The organism is Burkholderia sp. lig30 (genome assembly GCF_000687455.2).
Taxonomy (GTDB): domain Bacteria; phylum Pseudomonadota; class Gammaproteobacteria; order Burkholderiales; family Burkholderiaceae; genus Burkholderia.
Window position 1 is genome coordinate 1 of the sequence record NZ_JGVW01000014.1, and the last position, 16281, is coordinate 16281.

The 16281-nt window shown below is 68.1% G+C and carries 15 protein-coding genes and 1 pseudogene; 7 read left to right on the forward strand and 9 right to left on the reverse strand.

The genetic code is table 11. The features are described 5' to 3' along the window. Positions 1-99 precede the first annotated feature (99 nt). From LIG30_RS01060 to LIG30_RS24750, 4 genes and pseudogenes are all read left to right on the forward strand, one after another. Positions 100-957, forward strand: a complete 858-nt coding sequence (locus tag LIG30_RS01060) for a DUF4123 domain-containing protein (RefSeq protein WP_083493842.1) — start codon at positions 100-102, stop codon at positions 955-957. Positions 958-982: 25 nt separating this feature from the next. Next, the gene (locus LIG30_RS01065) at positions 983-1264 is read left to right on the forward strand and encodes a PAAR domain-containing protein (RefSeq protein WP_038708910.1); all 282 of its coding nucleotides are present in this window, start codon (positions 983-985) and stop codon (positions 1262-1264) included. A gap of 14 nt (positions 1265-1278) precedes the next feature. After that, on the forward strand, positions 1279-2586 hold the full coding sequence (gene tssL, locus LIG30_RS01070) for a type VI secretion system protein TssL, long form (RefSeq protein WP_051994818.1): 1308 nt from the start codon (positions 1279-1281) through the stop codon (positions 2584-2586). A gap of 35 nt (positions 2587-2621) precedes the next feature. Then, positions 2622-2792 (forward strand): annotated as a pseudogene (locus LIG30_RS24750) (GNAT family N-acetyltransferase); the annotation flags it as partial. Between the two features lie 57 nt (positions 2793-2849). Here the strand turns inward: LIG30_RS24750 and LIG30_RS01075 are convergent. The 9 genes from LIG30_RS01075 to LIG30_RS01115 form a co-directional block, all read right to left on the reverse strand. Continuing rightward, positions 2850-3965 (reverse strand): porin, encoded by a 1116-nt coding sequence (locus LIG30_RS01075; RefSeq protein WP_235510125.1) that lies wholly within the window; start codon positions 3963-3965, stop codon positions 2850-2852. A 51-nt stretch (positions 3966-4016) separates the two neighbouring features. Then, positions 4017-6371: a DUF1989 domain-containing protein gene (locus tag LIG30_RS01080; RefSeq protein ID WP_235510127.1), complete on the reverse strand. Its 2355-nt coding sequence runs from the start codon at positions 6369-6371 to the stop codon at positions 4017-4019. A 144-nt stretch (positions 6372-6515) separates the two neighbouring features. Beyond that, entirely contained in the window at positions 6516-7880 is a 1365-nt protein-coding gene (locus tag LIG30_RS01085) for an NAD(P)-binding domain-containing protein (RefSeq protein WP_038708915.1), read from the reverse strand. A gap of 79 nt (positions 7881-7959) precedes the next feature. Then, on the reverse strand, positions 7960-8826 hold the full coding sequence (locus tag LIG30_RS01090) for a bifunctional 5,10-methylenetetrahydrofolate dehydrogenase/5,10-methenyltetrahydrofolate cyclohydrolase (protein WP_038708917.1): 867 nt from the start codon (positions 8824-8826) through the stop codon (positions 7960-7962). Continuing rightward, on the reverse strand, positions 8823-9680 hold the full coding sequence (purU, locus tag LIG30_RS01095) for a formyltetrahydrofolate deformylase (RefSeq protein ID WP_038708918.1): 858 nt from the start codon (positions 9678-9680) through the stop codon (positions 8823-8825). Before purU ends, LIG30_RS01090 begins: the two co-directional genes overlap by 4 nt. 69 nt (positions 9681-9749) lie before the next feature. Further along, positions 9750-10880 carry an aminomethyltransferase family protein gene (locus LIG30_RS01100; protein WP_038708921.1) on the reverse strand — a complete coding sequence of 377 codons (1131 nt, stop codon included), beginning with the start codon at positions 10878-10880 and terminating at the stop codon, positions 9750-9752. A 47-nt stretch (positions 10881-10927) separates the two neighbouring features. After that, positions 10928-11938: a heme-dependent oxidative N-demethylase family protein gene (locus LIG30_RS01105; protein ID WP_038708922.1), complete on the reverse strand. Its 1011-nt coding sequence runs from the start codon at positions 11936-11938 to the stop codon at positions 10928-10930. Between the two features lie 10 nt (positions 11939-11948). Beyond that, the gene (locus tag LIG30_RS01110; RefSeq protein ID WP_038708924.1) at positions 11949-12884 is read right to left on the reverse strand and encodes a PDR/VanB family oxidoreductase; all 936 of its coding nucleotides are present in this window, start codon (positions 12882-12884) and stop codon (positions 11949-11951) included. Continuing rightward, on the reverse strand, positions 12881-13507 hold the full coding sequence (locus LIG30_RS01115) for a dimethylamine monooxygenase subunit DmmA family protein (protein ID WP_051994819.1): 627 nt from the start codon (positions 13505-13507) through the stop codon (positions 12881-12883). Before LIG30_RS01115 ends, LIG30_RS01110 begins: the two co-directional genes overlap by 4 nt. A 224-nt stretch (positions 13508-13731) precedes the next feature. Here LIG30_RS01115 and LIG30_RS01120 point away from each other — a divergent pair, with 224 nt between their 5' ends. Genes LIG30_RS01120 through LIG30_RS01130 form a run of 3 tightly spaced genes read left to right on the forward strand, consistent with a single transcriptional unit; the run spans position 13732 to position 16246 of the window. Continuing rightward, positions 13732-14823, forward strand: coding sequence for an ATP-binding protein (locus LIG30_RS01120; RefSeq protein WP_051994820.1), 1092 nt, complete (start codon positions 13732-13734; stop codon positions 14821-14823). Next, on the forward strand, positions 14823-15488 hold the full coding sequence (locus tag LIG30_RS01125) for a response regulator (protein WP_038708925.1): 666 nt from the start codon (positions 14823-14825) through the stop codon (positions 15486-15488). Before LIG30_RS01120 ends, LIG30_RS01125 begins: the two co-directional genes overlap by 1 nt. Further along, a complete protein-coding gene (locus LIG30_RS01130) occupies positions 15485-16246 on the forward strand; it encodes a PAS domain-containing protein (protein WP_200929624.1) in 762 nt (253 codons plus the stop codon). Before LIG30_RS01125 ends, LIG30_RS01130 begins: the two co-directional genes overlap by 4 nt. Positions 16247-16281 lie beyond the last annotated feature (35 nt).

Genomic DNA, 16281 nt, shown 5'->3' on the forward strand with positions numbered 1-16281 from the left:
GATCGCCTATCTCGGCATGGCCTCGGAATCCGAGCCGCTCGCGGTGGGCGACACCGGCAAGGCAGCGTGGGCGTAACCACGGTGGGGAGAGACAAGCTTATGCAGCAGCGTTCCCGGTTATTCTGCCTGATCGACGGCGCAGCCGATCCGGCCAGGCTTCAGCCCTTGCTGGAGCAGTCCGGCACACAGTTCGTTTCGCTCTATGACGGTCTGCCCGAAGCGCAGCTCGGGCCGGCTGCACTTTTTCTTGCCCGCATCGATGACCCGGGCGCAGCGTGGGTGAGCGAACTGGACGAGATCGATCTTCACTCTCCGTGTCTCACGCTCGTGTGGAGCCGCGTGAGCCTTCCGCAACTGGCAATCCATTTTCGTGCGTTCCTGTTTACCGGGATCGGCGACGGGATGACCGCGATGATCCGGTTTTTCGATCCCCGTAACACCGGCGTGGTGCTCGATATGTGGGGCGAAGAGATCCGCAACATGTTTCTGGCGCCGCTCGATCGGCTCAAATATCGCGGGCGCCACGAGAAGTGGCAGACGGTCGAGAATGATTCGCTGAAGGTGGGCCGGGTTTCTCGCTCTATCGTGATCGAGCTCGACCAGAAGGATGTCGACAAGCTGACGGCGCATACCGAGCCTGACGAGCTGATGGCATCGCTGATCGAACTGGGGCACATCGATGGAGCGCTCCGTTACAGGACCCGGTTCCTGGATTTCGAGCCTCGGTACAAGCGGGCGCTGGAGTGGGGATTCGTCGAACCCAGGGACAGGCTGGACTATTGTGAGTATTCCTATGTCCATGGTGAGGATTTCGATCGGCACCGTTACATCTGGGACGCGCTGACGTCGCGTCGCCGGACGGGCGGGGCATTCGACACGATGGTGGAGCAGATTCCCGGATGGGTGCGGGACGAGCTGAAGCGCGGTAGCGAAGCATGGTTGCGCGCCCAGGCATGACAAGTCACTGACTCGGAGAATCGACATGTCACGGAAAATCATCGTGGTCGGCGATACAACCTCGCACGGTGGCCGGGTCATCACCGGCTCCGACATTCACACAATCGGCGGCCGGCGGATCGCCCGGCTGGACGACCTGGTCGACTGCCCCGAAAAATATCCCGACGGGCGCCCGCATGGCATCAACCGGATCACCGAGGCACACCGGACTTTCACGATTGGCAACAGGCGCGTGGCCATGCACGGTCATCGTACGGAATGTGACTGCACGCTCATTGGTAGCGTCACGGCAGACGCGGGAGGCTAGAGAGCATGGCAACAATGAACCGATCGACTGACGATGCCGCGGAACCGACTGCAGCCGGAGAGAACGGCGAGCCGTCCTCGGACAGCATCAAGGACGCCATCGGCAATGAAGACGGTCTCGCAACGACGCCTGCTGACGTCCCTCCGCCAGAGCCGTTTGACGCGCGGTTGGCCGAGGTTCGCGCGGCGCAGAATCCATTGCTGGCCGCATCCCGCGTATTGATTCGCGCGCAGGCGGACATGCCCGATCAGTTGACGTCGAAGCAGCTCATTGCGTTGTTGAGGGCGTTACTTGAGCAGGAACTGCAGGTGTTCCAGAGGCTGTGCGAGCAGGCCAATATCCGCAGCGATCACATGATCGGCGCGCGATATTGCCTGTGCACCGCGCTCGATGAAGCCGCGATGCAGACCCAGTGGGGCAAAGACGATTCGTCGGGAATCGAGTGGATCAATCGCGGCCTCGCAGTCACCTTCCACGGAGACCGCGATGGCGGCGACAAGGTGTACCTGCTGATCGGCCGGTTGCTGGAGGACCCTCGCGAGCACGTGGATTTGCTGGAGGTGATCTACCGGATTCTCAGCTTCGGCTTCGAGGGCCGTTACCGGGGCAGCGCCGGCGGCAGGCGCAAGCACCATGCGATTCGGCAGCGGATTTACAACGAAATCACGTCGCAACGCGGCCCCGTGCCGTCGGCGTTGTCTCCCAATTGGAAATCGGACGTCACGGGCAAGCGCCCGTCGTTCTACGATTTCCCGGTGTGGATCACCGTGGTCGTCCTGTCGGCGATCCTGCTGGGGATGTTCGGATGGTACAAGTACCAGCTGTCGAGCCGTGCCGCCGAGATCCAGAGGCAGCTCGCCGACATCGCGCGCATGGTGCCGCCGCCCGCGCCGCCGCAATTGCACCTCAGGCAGTTGCTCAAGGACGAGATCGCGGCGGGCACCGTCAGCGTCGACGAGGATGCGCGCCGCAGCACGGTGACGTTCCGCGGCGACTCGATGTTCCAGCCCGGCGGCGCGTCCGTTCAGGTAACGATGAATCCGCTGATCTTGAAGATCGCGGGCGAGATCGCCAGGGTGCCGGGCAAGGTGACGGTTCGCGGCTATACGGACAACGTGCCGATCCGCAGCCGCCAATTCGCGTCGAATCAGGCGCTGTCGGAACAGCGGGCCGCGCAGGTCATGCAGATGCTGCAAGCCGCGGGCGTGCCGGCGAGCCGTCTCGAAGCCGTCGGCAACGGCGATGCCGATCCGGTCGGCGACAACCGCACCGCGCAGGGGCGCGCGCAGAACCGGCGCGTCGAGATCAGCGTCGCGCGGTAAGCCGGATTCCATGCGGAGCCGGACGGCTCGACGTACCAGCGTCGCGACGGCTGGTCGGCGAGCCGCGCGTCGATCACGTGCGCCATATCGCGTACATGCACCGGCTCGGGTTCCGCACGCTGAAGGAGTTCGATTTTCCGCACAAGCGCGCGGCGTTGACGGTGATCGAGCGGGATGCGCTCTTCGACACGTTCCGGTTCGCGTGACGCGCGGCCGCGCGGCGCACGGGGCCGCCGTCGCCCGCGCGCCGTGCCCGGCCCGAATCAGAACGCGTGCGACATCCCCACCCGCCCGACGATCTGGTGCCCGTTCGACGACGAACCGGCGGAGCCGGGAATGTCGGCTCCGTCGAGCGGCGTCCCCGTCGTTCCGCCGCTGAGGTCCTGATAGACGGCCTGCGCATAGACGCTGGTGCGTTTCGACAGCAAGTAGTTGGCCATCAGCCCCGCCTGGTTCCAGTGCAGCGACGCCGTGCCGCCGTCGTGATCGAGATGGGCGACGGTGTACGTGTACATCGCGCCGACGAAGAAGTCGGGCCTGACGTCGTAGCGCACGTTGAATTCCACGTTGTCGAACCGCAGGCCCGACAGGTTCGCGCCGAGATCGCCGACGTAGATCGACGACGCCGGCTTGCCGATGTTCGTGTGCGTGTAGACCGCGCCGACGGTGGCCGGCCCGATGCCGTAGCTCGCGCCGATCCCGTAGATCTTCTGGTCGGCGGCGGTGAAGCCCGCGTCGTCGGGCGCGACGCTGCCGGCGGCGGTGCTGCCCGGCGCGGAGAGCGCTTCGAACACCGCGCCCGCCGAGAAGGTCTTGTAGCTGTACTTGAGCCCCACGCCATATACGCGGTTGTGCGCGAAGCCGCCCGCCTCGTTGCTGAAGCCGTACAGCGCGGTGCCGGAAAAGCCGCCGTACGTGTTGCTCGTGAACTTGACCGCATTGCTCGCGTGGAACGTCGCATCGGTGTTGTCGTTGTCGAACGGATGCGAGAACAGATAGCCGGCCCAGCTGCCGTTCGCGGTCAGGAGGCCGATCGCGTCGGTCACGGTGTCGAACTGGCGCCCGAAGGTCAGCGTGCCGAGCGCGTCCGACTGCAGGCCGACATACGCCTGGTAGCCGAACAGCCGCGTGCCGTAGTACGTCTGCCCGTTGTCCATCACGAAGCCGCTCTCGAGATCGAAGAGCGCCTGCAGGCCGCCGCCCAGGTCCTCGTTGCCCTTGATCCCCCAGCGGCTGGTCGCCACGTCCACGCTGGACGTCTGCCACGCGCGCTTGCCGCCGGCGTTGCTCGTGAAGTTCAGGCCCTCGTCCAGCATGCCGAACAGTGTCACGCTGCTTTGCGCGTGCGCGGCGGCGGACACCAGGATCATTCCGGACATCACAATCGACTTCGCTTTCATGCTTTTACCCCTTCACTGGTTTTATGGTCGTTAGCTGCGCACGCGGGTCTTGGCCGGGTCGTAGAAGACGGGGGCGCACACCAGCGCGTCGATGCGCTTTTGCTGGCCGTCGAGCTTGCCGACCTGAAGCCGGCAGCCGGCTTGCGCGTGATGCGCGTCGACCCGCGCGAGCGCGATGTTCTTGCCGAGGATCGGCGAGCGCATGCCACTCGTGACGACGCCGACCTGCGCGCGCCCGCTGCGCACGCAATCGCCGTGATGCGCGGGTTCGTTGCCGTCGAGTTCCAGCCCGACGAGCACGCGCTGCGGATGCGCGCTGCGGCGAAGCAGCGCGTCGCGGCCGACGAAGTCGTCGGTCTTGGTCTTGAGCGGCACGCAAAAGCCGATGCCGGCCTCGAACGGATCGGTCTCGTCGCTGAACTCGTAGCCGGCGAACACGAGCCCGGCCTCGATGCGCAGCAGGTCGAGCGCCTCGAGCCCGAGCGGCACGAGGCCGTGCGGCTGGCCCTCGGCCTGGATGCGGTCCCACACCGCCTCCGCGTCGCGCGGATGGCACCACACCTCGTAGCCCAGCTCGCCGGTGTAGCCGGTCCGGCTCACGATCACGGGGCAGCCGTCCGGGCCGCCGAGCCGGCCGATCAGGAAGCGGAACCAGCCGAGCGTCTCGAGCGGCGGCTGCGTCGGCGGCGTCCAGACCAGCGCGCGCAGGATGTCGCGGCTGCGCGGCCCCTGCACGGCGACGTTGTGGATCTGGTCCGACGACGACTTGACCCACGCCTTCATCCCGAGCCGGGCGGCCTGCTCGCGCAGCCAGACGCCGGCGAAATCGTCGCCGCAGATCCAGCGGAACGTGTCGGGGCCGAGCCGCATCAGCGTGCCGTCGTCGAGCATCCCGCCGTGCGGGTGGCACATCGCCGAGTAGACGACCTGTCCCGTCGCGAGCCGGCGCACGTCGCGCGTCAGGCAATACTGCAGGAGCGCCTCCGCGTCGGGGCCTGTCACGTCGAACTTGCGCAGCGCGGACAGGTCGATGATCGCCGCGCGCTCGCGGCAGCCGTAGTATTCGTCGACCGGGCCGTGGCCGTCGAACCGCGTCGGCAGGTGCCAGCCGCGGTAATCGGTGAAGTGGCGCGTGAGCGCCGACGTGCGCGCGTGGAAGCCTGACTGGCGGGTCAGCGCGGGCAGCGCGTCGGGCGTGGGACGGAGGGCGGTGGACACGGAAAAGCGCTCCTTGCTCGAATAGGTTCGGATCCGGATGTCGGTCGGCTGCCAGCCGTTCGCCGGATCGATGTCGTCCGGGCACGACGTGCTGACGCAGACGAGATTCCGCAACGCGCGCATCAGCACGTAGTCGCCCGGGCGCGACCACGGCTCGTCGACGGTCATCTGCCCGTGCGCGTCGATCGCGGTGTTGAAGAAGAAGTTGATCGCCGGCCAGCCGGGCCGCGCGGCGATGTGATAGTCGGCCAGCGCCGCGCTGATGTTGTCGCTGCAGTTCACGTGGCCCGGATAGCCCTGCGATTCGTAATAGCGCGCGGTGCAGGCGAGCGCGAACGAATCGTGGCGGCCGACGGTGTCGCGCACGACTTCGAGCATCGGCTGCATGCGCCGGTCGAAGAAGCGCGAGTACAGGCCGGGCTGCGGATACGCGCTGCCGTTGAGCGTGCGCGTGACGGTCGGGTCGCATTCGACTTCGTCGTTGTGCGCCAGTGCGTCGAGATCGAACGCGACGAAATCCGAGCATTGCCGCCCGGCCACGTCGACGACCTGGATGTATTCGCCGGCCCGCACCGTGTAGGCGACCGCCGTGCCGGGCCGGATCGCGAAGTCCGACAGCGGCTCGGCGAGCGGCGCGTCGGTCTCGCCGGGCAGCGGCGCGCGACCGCTGGCGCGGGTGACGGCCAGTTGCAGTTCCGTCGGCGGGCGGCCGGCCCGGTCCACCGGCACCGGGCCGCCCGGCGCGGCGACGATCGCGACGAGCGATTGCGTCGCGACGTAGGTGGCGGCGTGGCCGGCGGGCGTGTCGCCCGACCACAGGGTCGCGGCCGCCGGCAGCGGCGCGTCGGCCAGGCCGTGCCGGGAGAGCAGCGCGGCGACGCCGCGCCATCCGGCGCGATCGCCGCTCGACTGGTCGGCGATGAAGTGCGCATCGTCGTCGGGCGCGAGGCCGAGCGCGCCGAGCGCGCAGCCGCCGCCGCGCATGCGTAACGCGGCCAGTTCGGCCCGCTGCCGGCCCTCGGGATCGGTCACGTGCAGCGAATCCCCGGCATGCAGGGCGATGGCGACGAGCCCGGCGCCGGCGACGCGATGGCGTTCGCCGCCCGGCAGGCGGGCGGACAGCGCGGGTTCGTGCGGCCGCGAAACGGACGGCGGACGAATGAGCATGAGCATTCCTTGCGAGGAAGGGCAGGCACCGCCCGCGAGGGCGGCCAGCGCAAGCCCGTTGTTGGCGGGAACAGGCCCCGGACGAAGCGGGATGCGGGCGGCGGCGCCCGGCGCGCGGCCGGCCGGGCGCTGCCGCCGTGCCGGTCAGCCGACTTTCGCGCGCGGCTCGGGCGCGCCCAGATAGGCTTCCATCGAGTCGTCGAGCGCGTCGAGCCACGGCGTGTGATGCGGCGGCGACTGGGTGCCGGTCATCAGCGAGCGATAGGACTTGTTGCGGTAGCCCATGATGTCCTCGTGCTTGTCGTGCTTCCACGCGAGAAACGTGCGGTTCACGCCGGCGATGTCGAAGCTCGGATAGTCGGTCGCGTCGATCAGGTCCTGGATGTAGCTGCCCTGGAACTCGAACATCTGCTGGTTGGTCTCGAGCGTTTCCTCGCGCGCGCGCCACGCGAGACTGTTCGCGTGCATCGCGTCGAAGTCGGGCAGCGGAATGCGCCCGAGGATCACGTCGCGCGCGTACCAGGCCTGCGCGTCGAACATGTTGAACGAGTACCAGAGGTCCTGCATGCCGAGGTAGATCAGCTTCGGATTGCGCTCCCAGAAGATGCCCTTGTACAAGTCGAGCGGCCAGAGACGGTTGCCGGTCTTCAGGCGCAGGCTGTCGGGCAGGAACGGGAAATAGTGCTGGTAGCCGGTGCAGAGGACGATCGCGTCGATCTTCTTGCTGCTGCCGTCCGCGAAGAACGCGACGTTCCCGCACACGCGCTCGAGAAGCGGCTTTTCCTCCCAGTTGGCCGGCCAGTGATAACCCATCGGCGCGCTGCGGTAGCAGCTCGTGATGCTGCGGGCGCCGTACTTGTAGCACTGCGAACCGATATCCTCCGCGGAATAGCTGCTGCCGACGAGCAGGATGTCCTTGTCCTTGAATTCCAGCGCGTCCCGGAAGTCGTGCGCGTGCAGGATGCGGCCGCCGAAATTGTCGAAGCCGGCAAAGGTCGGCATGTTCGGCGTCGAGAAGTGGCCGCACGCGTTGACGACGTAATCGAATGCCTCCGAATACACCTCGTCTTTTCCGAGATCATGGACGGTCACGGTGAAGCGGCCGGTCGCGTCGTCGAACGCGACCTGGCGCACGACGCTGTCGAAGCGGATGTGGCGGCGAACCCCGGCCTTCTCGACGCGCCCCTTGATGTAGTCCCACAGCACTTCGCGCGGCGGATAGGAGGCGATCGGCTTGCCGAAGTGCTCCTCGAACGTGTAGTCGGCGAACTCCAGGCATTCCTTGGGGCCGTTCGACCACAGGTAGCGGTACATGCTGCCGTGTACCGGCTCGCCGTGCTCGTCGGTGCCGGTGCGCCACGTGTAGTTCCACATGCCGCCCCAGTCGTGCTGCTTTTCGAAGCACACGAGTTCGGGAATGTCGGCGCCCTTAGCCTGGGCGGACTGGAAGGCGCGCAGCTGGGCCATGCCCGACGGACCCGCGCCGATGATTGCAACACGTTGTTTCATCGCGTTCTACCTCATTAAAAGTGACTGGCCATGAATCGACGAACGGCGCCCGCAACTGCGACGCACGCGCGGGCGAGCGTCATGCCGCGCGCTGCCGCCGCGCCGCGAGCGCGGTGTTTTTCATCAGGAAGGCGATCGTCATCGGGCCGACGCCGCCAGGAACCGGCGTCAGCGCGCCGGCGACGCGCGACACGCTGTCGTGGTCGACGTCGCCCACGAGCCGCGTCGTCCCGCCCGATTCGATCCGGTTGATGCCCACGTCCACGACGACCGCGCCCGGCTTGATCCAGTCCGCATCGACGATGCCCGGCTTGCCGACCGCCGCGACGACGATGTCCGCCTGCCGGCACAGCGCGGCCGCGTTCGCGCTGCGGGAATGAACGGTCGTCACCGAGCAGTCGGACTGGAGCAGCAGCGCGGCCATCGGCTTGCCGACGATGTTCGAGCGCCCGACCACGACCGCGTGCTTGCCGCGCAGGTCGCCGATGATCTCCCGCAGCAGGTGCAGGCAGCCCGACGGCGTGCACGGGACCAGCACGTCCTGGCCGAGCGCGAGCCCGCCGACGTTTTCCCGATGAAAGCCGTCGACGTCCTTGCGCGGATCGATCGCATCGATGACGGCGGCCGCGTCGAGATGCGCGGGCAGCGGCATCTGCACGAGGATGCCGTGCACGTCGGGATCGGCGTTCAGCGCGGCGACGAGCGCGAGCAATGCCTGCGCGCCGGTATCGGCCGGCAGGCGGTGCTCGATCGAGCGGATGCCCACCTGCTGCGCGCGCATCACCTTGTTGCGGACGTACACGTGGCTGGCCGGATCGTCGCCGACCAGCACGACCGCGAGCCCGGGCGCGACGCCTTCCGCGCGCAGCCGCGCGACGTCCTGCCTGACGGCTTCCAGCAGGGCGGCGGCGATCGCCTTGCCGTCGATGACTGTCGCGTCGCTCATTTGAAGATCACCGTGCGGTTCTGGTTGAGGAACACCCGATGCTCGGTGTGGTACTTGACCGCGCGCGACAGCGCGACCGTCTCGGTGTCGCGCCCGATCGTCACGAGATCGTCAGGCTGCAGCACGTGGTCGACGCGCTGCACCTCCTGCTCGATGATCGGGCCTTCGTCGAGGTCGGACGTCACGTAGTGCGCGGTCGCGCCGATCAGCTTCACGCCGCGCCCGAACGCCTGGTGGTACGGTTTCGCGCCCTTGAAGCCGGGCAGGAACGAGTGGTGGATGTTGATCGCGCGGCCGGCGAGCCGTTCGCACAGCTCGTTCGACAGGATCTGCATGTAGCGCGCGAGCACCACCAGCTCGGTGCCGGTTTCGTCGACGATGCGCATCAGTTCCGCCTCCTGGTGCGCCTTGGTCTCGGACGTGATCGGCAGGTAGATGAAGCGGATGCCTTCGCGCTCGGCCATCGGCCGCAGGTCGAGATGGTTCGACACGACCGCGGTGATCTGCATGCGCAGCTCGCCCTTGCGGAAGCGGTACAGCAGGTCCGACAGGCAGTGATCGAACTTGCTGACCATCAGCAGCACCTTCATCGGTTCGTTTGCGCTCTTCAGTTGCCATTGCATCGAGAAGTCGCGCGCGACGCTGGCGAAGTCGCGATGCAGGCGCTCGATGCTGCCGCTCGCGTCGGTGTTGAAGCGGAACACGGCGCGCATGAAGAACGTGCCGCTGACCTGGTCGTCGAACTGCGCCAGTTCGCTGATGTAGCAGTTCGACGCGGCGAGATAGGAGGTGACGGCAGCCACGATGCCGGACGTGGCAGGGCAACTGATCGTCAGGATGTAGTTCGGATTCACGGTGTTTTTCCTCGGCTCGGATCGGGATTGGGGAGGCCGGCCTGAAGCCGGCCGCGCGCGTCGGTTGCGTCAGCCGACGGCGGTGCGCTTCTTCTTGTCGGGGTCGTCGAACGGCAGCAGCGCCGTGGTGGCCTTCGCGTCGAGGCTGCCCTTCACGTCGAGCGGCACGCCCGCGCGCGCAAGCGCGGCGTCGAGCCGGGCGATCGCGAGCGACCGGCCGGTCAGCCGCGAGCGCATCGCGCACGTGATCACGCCGACCTGCCGGCCGTCGTGCCACAGCGTGTCGCCGCCCTGCGCCGCCTTCGCGGCGTCGAGCTCCACGCCGAAGATCCGGAAGCGCGCCTTGCCGGCCAGCCGGACATGCTCGGCCGCGCCGCAGAAGTCCGTCTTGCCGGGCGATACCGTGAAGTCGAGGCCGAGCTCCCACAGCGTGTCGCCGGCACGCTCGTCGGCAAACGGATACATCTCGGAGTTGTCGTACGGGTAAAAGAGCAGGTAGCTCTCGACCCGCAGCCAGTCGAGCGCGGTGAACGCGCACGGGACGATGCCCATCGCCCGGCCTTTCTCGAGGATGGTGTCCCAGATGAACGGCGCGTCGGCGGCCTTGCAGAAGATCTCGTAGCCGCGCTCGCCGGTGTAGCCGGTGCGCGAGATCATCGCCGACCGGCCGAACAGGCGGGTCTGGACGTGATGGAAATACGGCAGGTCGCGGATGCCCGGCACGAATTCGGCGAGGAAGTCGACTGCGAGCGGCCCTTGCAGCGACAGGTCGTGCAGGTCGTCGTCGAACAGCACCGCGACCTGGCGGCCATGGGCCGAGCGCACCAGGCGCTCGTGCCCGGCGCCCGCGCCGTGCACGACCATGAACGCGTTGGGGCCGGTCCGGTAGACGATGCAGTCGTCGATGAACTTGCCGTCCTCGTTCAGCATCGTCGCGTACACCGACTTGCCCGGATACAGCTTGCCGATGTCGCGCGTCGTCGCCCAGTTCAGCAGGCTTTCCGCGTGCGGCCCGACGTAGTGCACCTTCTTGAGCCCGGATACGTCCATCAGGCCCGCGCGGGTGCGGATCGCCGCGTGATGGTCCGCGAGGTCGGTCGAATAGGTCCATGCGGTGCCCATGCCGTTCCAGTCCTCGAGATTCGAGCCGAGTGCGCGGTGACGGTCCGCGAGGGCGGAAATGCGCCAGGAATTCGCCATCTTGAATGCTCCAACGAAAGAGAAGGTCGATAACGGAAGAAGCCGCGTCACGTGTCGAACCGGCCGAGCCAGTCGACGAGCGTGCTTCGGTAGCGGGACATGCCCTTGTATTCGGCGATCGGGTCCGGCAGGTCGCGCAGCACGCGATGGAGCCGCCGCGCCCACACCGGGTTGCCGACGAGGTCGGCCATGCTGCACAGGTAGGTCCGGATGCTGAACATCAGCGCGTTGCTGCGCGGCAGCCGCGCCATGAACTGCAGTTCGACGCGCAGGTGCACGGTGTCGCCGACGTTGTCGGGCGTCACGTGCCCGCGGTCCGCGCCCCACTGGTGACAGGTCTCCGATGACGTGTCGAGGCGCGGATGGATGGTCAGCGTCCAGTTGAGCCGGCGCACCGGCTGGCCGGCCTGGATGCCGAGCAGGTATTTCAGCGCGCGGTCGAACACGCCTGCCTGATGCGCGAGCGGCACCGGCGCATGCCATTGCCTGAAGCTCATCCCGGCGTCGAACGCGAGCGACCAGTCGGCCGGGCCGGTGACCACGCCGGCGTCCATGTACAGGTCGCCGTCGCGCTGGTCGAGCAGCGCCATGTCGCCCTGCGTTTGCCGCATCACGTATTCGAGCGGCGGGTACGGCAGCGTGCGCGGATCGCCGAACGTGAAGGACTGCTCGAGATCGAGCGCGCGGTTCGTCCAGCGCCAGCGATCGCCGTCGCGCTTGAGCGCGAACCACTCCGGATAGTCATGGGCGAGATGCGTCATGATCATCTCGAGCGTGTCCCACGACGCGGTTTCCATGTGCGGCATCACGATCGCGCGGCGCGGGTCGGCGTCGAGCACGCGCGCGCGCTCGGCCACTTCGGAGCGGTAGTGCTCGTCGATGTCGAACCAGTGCGCGAAGACCGAGCCGGGGTCGCGCGGCGTCGCCGGCTCGAGGTTGACCGAGTACATGTAGCGGTCCTCGGGGAACGGAAACGGAAAGCGTGCAACCGCCGCAGGGCTGTTGCGGAACGAGAAATCGTCGCGATAGGTTTCTGCAGGCTTGATCGATACGCTCATGTGGCAGCTCTCACAGGTCGAGGGTCAGGGCGGCGCCGCACGCACGCGACACGCAGGGCATCAGATGCGTCGCGCGGGCGTCGGCGTCGAGGAAGGTGTCGCGGTGCTCGACGTCGCCGTCGAGGTAGCGCGTCGCGCACTGGCCGCACGCACCGCCACGGCACAGGTTCGGGATCTCGACGCCGGCGGATTCGAGCCCCTCGAGCAGGCTCTGGTCGGCGCCGACCTCGACGCGGCGGCCGCTGCGCCGAAGGTCCGCCGAGAACGGCCGGCCCGGCGCCGGTGCGGCGAACGCTTCCCAATGCACGCGGCCGTCGGGCCAGCCGAGCGCCTTGGCAGCGTCGCGCACGGCGTCCAGCAGGCGTTCGGGGCCGCACACGTAGACGTGCGTGCCGAGCGGCTGACGCTCCAGCAGGGTGGCGGCGTCGAAGCGATCGCGCATGCCGTCGTAGCCGTGAAAGCGCGCGCCGAGACGGGCTTCGAGCGCGTCGCGGTAGGCGTCGGTCAGGCCCGGACGGTATGCGTAATGCAGCTCGTGGCTCGCCTGCCGGCGCTCCAGTTCCGCGAGATGCGCGATAAACGGCGTGATGCCGATGCCGCCCGCGACGAGAACGTGATGGCGGGCGGTGCCATCGAGCGCGAACAGGTTCGCGGGCGCGGTGATGCGCAGCTGCGCGCCCGCGTCCAGGCGTTCGTGAACGAACGCAGAGCCGCCGCGGGACGCATCCTGCCGGCGCACCGCGATCCGGTAGACGCCGCGCTCGGCGGGGTCGCCCGCCAGCGAATAGGCGTTGCGGTACGCGCGCTCGCCGTCGCGCATCAGCAGCTGGACGTGGCTGCCGGACGAGAACGCCGGCAGCGCGCCGCGCACCGCGGTCAGGGTCAGCTCGCGCACGACCGGCGTGAGCATGCGGGCATCGGCCACGCGAACGTCGAGCGTGCTCATGCGTCGTCTCCCGCGTACGGCCGGTCCGCATCCGCGCACACGCCGAAGTAGCCGCCGAGGCGCGCCGAGAAGTGCGGGCGGACGCTCAGGCGGATCCCGCAGTCCGGGCACGTGACCTCGTCGAGCGCGTCGTGCGCGTGCGATGCCGAGCAATGCACGCAGTAGACGGTGCGCCGCGCGCCGGACACGGTCGCATGGATTTCCTCGGGCAACATGCCGAGCGCGTGCGCGACGCGACGGATGCGCCAGATGAACGCCTCGTCGCCGCAGACGTAGAGATGCAGCCCGACGGCACTGTCGTTCAGGCGGCGCCGCACCTCGTCCTCGAGCGCGTCGATCGATGCGTGAAACTCGGTCGGCAGGCCGGTGGCGCGCAAGTTGCCGTGCGTGACGAGCATCGCGGCGCCGGGCAGCGCGGACACTTCGCCGACGAATGCCGGCAGCGCGTCGAGCGCGTTGCCCTGCGCGACGACGAGGTGCGAACGGGCCGGCGCATGCGGCCGCAGCGGAGCATATCGCGGCACGCTGTGCGGCGCGTCGGGCGCGCTCGCCGGCAGCGCGTGCCGCGAAGGGTTGGGTGTACTGACCTGATTCCGGGCTTCCGGCGGTTCAATTGAGTGCATCGTTCGACTCCCAAAATGGGGCGTTTGCATCACGAGTGGGCGTTCGCTCGGCGACCGTCGCTGCGTCGCGTTGCGTTCCTGTTGTTCAACATAGTTTCTTGCCAGTAATACCCGTTCAATCCTGAAGACGAGGTATGACGGAAGAGGTAGCGCGCGGCGGATGGAGGCCGAGGCATGAAACTTGCAAGACGAGTCGATCTCACTTTGCGTGCACCGGATCGACAGTGGCCCTCGACGACAGCCAGGACGACAGAGTTGTGCAGCCGGCCGAAAGCGTGTCGCTGCCGACGCGCTTTCGCGATGCGCTGCTCGCGTTGCTGGCTGGATTCGTCGGCGGGCAGACACGCGAGGCGGTGTTCCATGCATTTTTTGCGGGGCTCGCGCGCGAGCTGCCCCACGCGCGGGTCGTGCTCGCCCTCGACGACGGCGCGGGCTACGAATCCGCGCCGGATACCTGCGTGCGATGCACGCAGGGGCATCGCTGCAAGCTCCGACATGCGGCGCCGGACGCGCCGTGCGGCCTGTGTCCCGACTGTCTCGGCACGTCGCACGGGCGGGCCGTGCGCGCGATCGGCGGCGCGGTGCTCGTGCTGGACGTTGCGCTGCCGGTGCCGCCGACGCTGACGGCCGACCTGGACATCATCGCGGCGACAGTGCGCGCGGCGCTCGGAGGGCGGGGCGGCGCCGATCCGGTCGCGCGCGGCGTCGCGGGCCAGACCGAGGCGCTGACGCGCGAGCTGCACGATTCGGTCGCGCAGCAACTGGGCTTCATGTCGTTCCTGGTCGGACGCCTGCAGCAGCAGGCCGAGGCCGGCGAGCCGCTGCTCGCCGAATTGCGCGCGATGACGACGCGCCTGCAGCGCCAGGTGCGCGAGCTCATCACCAGCGCGCGGCTCACGCTCGATGGACGCTCGCTGCAGCAGGCGCTGGCCGATTCGGTCGCGGAGTTCTCGCGCCGCTGCGACGTCGTGTTCGAACTCGACAACCGGGTGCCCGACCTCAGGATCGATCCGCGGGTCGCGCTGCAGGTGCTGCAGATTGTGCGCGAGGCACTGTCGAACGTCGTGCGCCACGCGCAGGCCGGCCATGCGTGGGTCGCGCTGGTGCCCGACGCGGGCGGCTTGCGCGTGTCCGTCGTCGACGACGGCATCGGGCTCGGCGCCGCATCGGCGGACGTGAACCATTACGGGCTCGACATCCTGCGCGAGCGCGCGAAGGCGATCGGCGGGCACATCGCGATTGGGAGCGCCGCGCCCGGCGGCACCCAGGTCGTACTTTTCGTGCCGAACGGCGCGATTCACGGGGAGACACCTTGATGGAACCGACGACCATGCTGTTGATCGACGACCACCCGCTGTTCCGCCGCGGCGTGGCCGAGTTTTTCGGCGCGACCGGGGAGTTTCGCGTGGTGGGTGAATCGTCGAGCGGCGCGCAGGGCATTTCGCTTGCCGGCATGCTGCGGCCCGAGCTGGTGCTGATCGACCTTCACATGCCGGGCCTCGGCGGGCTCCAGGTGCTCGACGCGCTCAGGCGCTCGCAGGTCGATTGCGTGAAGGTGATGCTGACCGCGTCGATGGACCGCGAGGAGCTGCGCTCCGCGTTGCGGCTCGGCGCGGATGGCTACGTGCTGAAGGAATCCGAGCCGCAGGCGCTGCTGGCGTACGTGCGCAGTTGCGTACAGGGCGTCGTCGTGCTCGACGACGATCTCGTGCGCTTGCTGGCCGAGGACGACGGGCCGCCCGTCGCGGATAGCGGGGCACGGGCGGCCGACCTGACGGCACGCGAGGCGCAGACGCTGACGCTGATCGCCGACGGCATGAGCAACAAGCAGATCGCGCGCGTGCTCGGCATCAGCGAGGGCACGGTGAAGGTCTACGTGAAGAATCTGCTGCGCAAGCTGGACGCGAAGACCCGGCTCGAACTGGCGGCGTCGGTGCACCGGCGCGGGCTCGGCGCGTCGCTCAGGGAAAGGGCCGCATGATGACGGGCGGAGCGATTGCGATTCCCGCCTTCGGCCATGCGTTCGATGCGGACGCGTGTCCGCTCGCGCTGCTGAAGCTCGACGGCGCCGGCCGGATCGGCGGCTTCAACGTCGCCTGGAGCGACGCAATGGAGCGGCCCGCGCCCGGTTGCCGCTTCGCCGATTACGTCCACCCGGAGGACCGGGAGATCTGGAGCGGCATGCTGCAGCGCTCGCGGACGATTTCCCGCGGCGGCGTGCGCGAGCGATTGCGGCTGGTGCATCCGGACGGCGGGTTGCGCTGGTTCGAGGTGTCGCTGCGCCGGCAGTCGAACGGATGTGTCGTCGCGCTGTCCGACGTGACGCTCGAACGCCGCCGCGAGACGTCGACGCAGGCGCACCTGAGAAGCGTCGAGGGGCTGCTCGACAGCATTCCCGGCCTTGTTTACCGTGGCCGCAACAACCGGCTGTGGACGATGGAATACGTGAGCGCCGGTTGCGAGGCGTTGACCGGCTATTCGCGGCAATGGTTTCTCGACGGGCACACGCATGCATTCGGACAACTGATCGTGCCGGCGGATGCCGATTATGTGTGGAGCGGCGTTCAGCAGGCGCTGGCGGTGCGCGGCACGTTCGACCTGCGGTACCGGATCCGGTGCGCCGACGGGCGAGTCAAGCCGGTCTGGGAGACGGGCGTCGGCATATATTCGGCCAGCGGCGAGGTGCTGGGCGTCGAAGGCGCGATCTTCGAAGTGCGGTTGCGCGAACCCGCTGTCTGAAATGACGATCCTTGCCCGGCCCGGCCCGGCCCGGC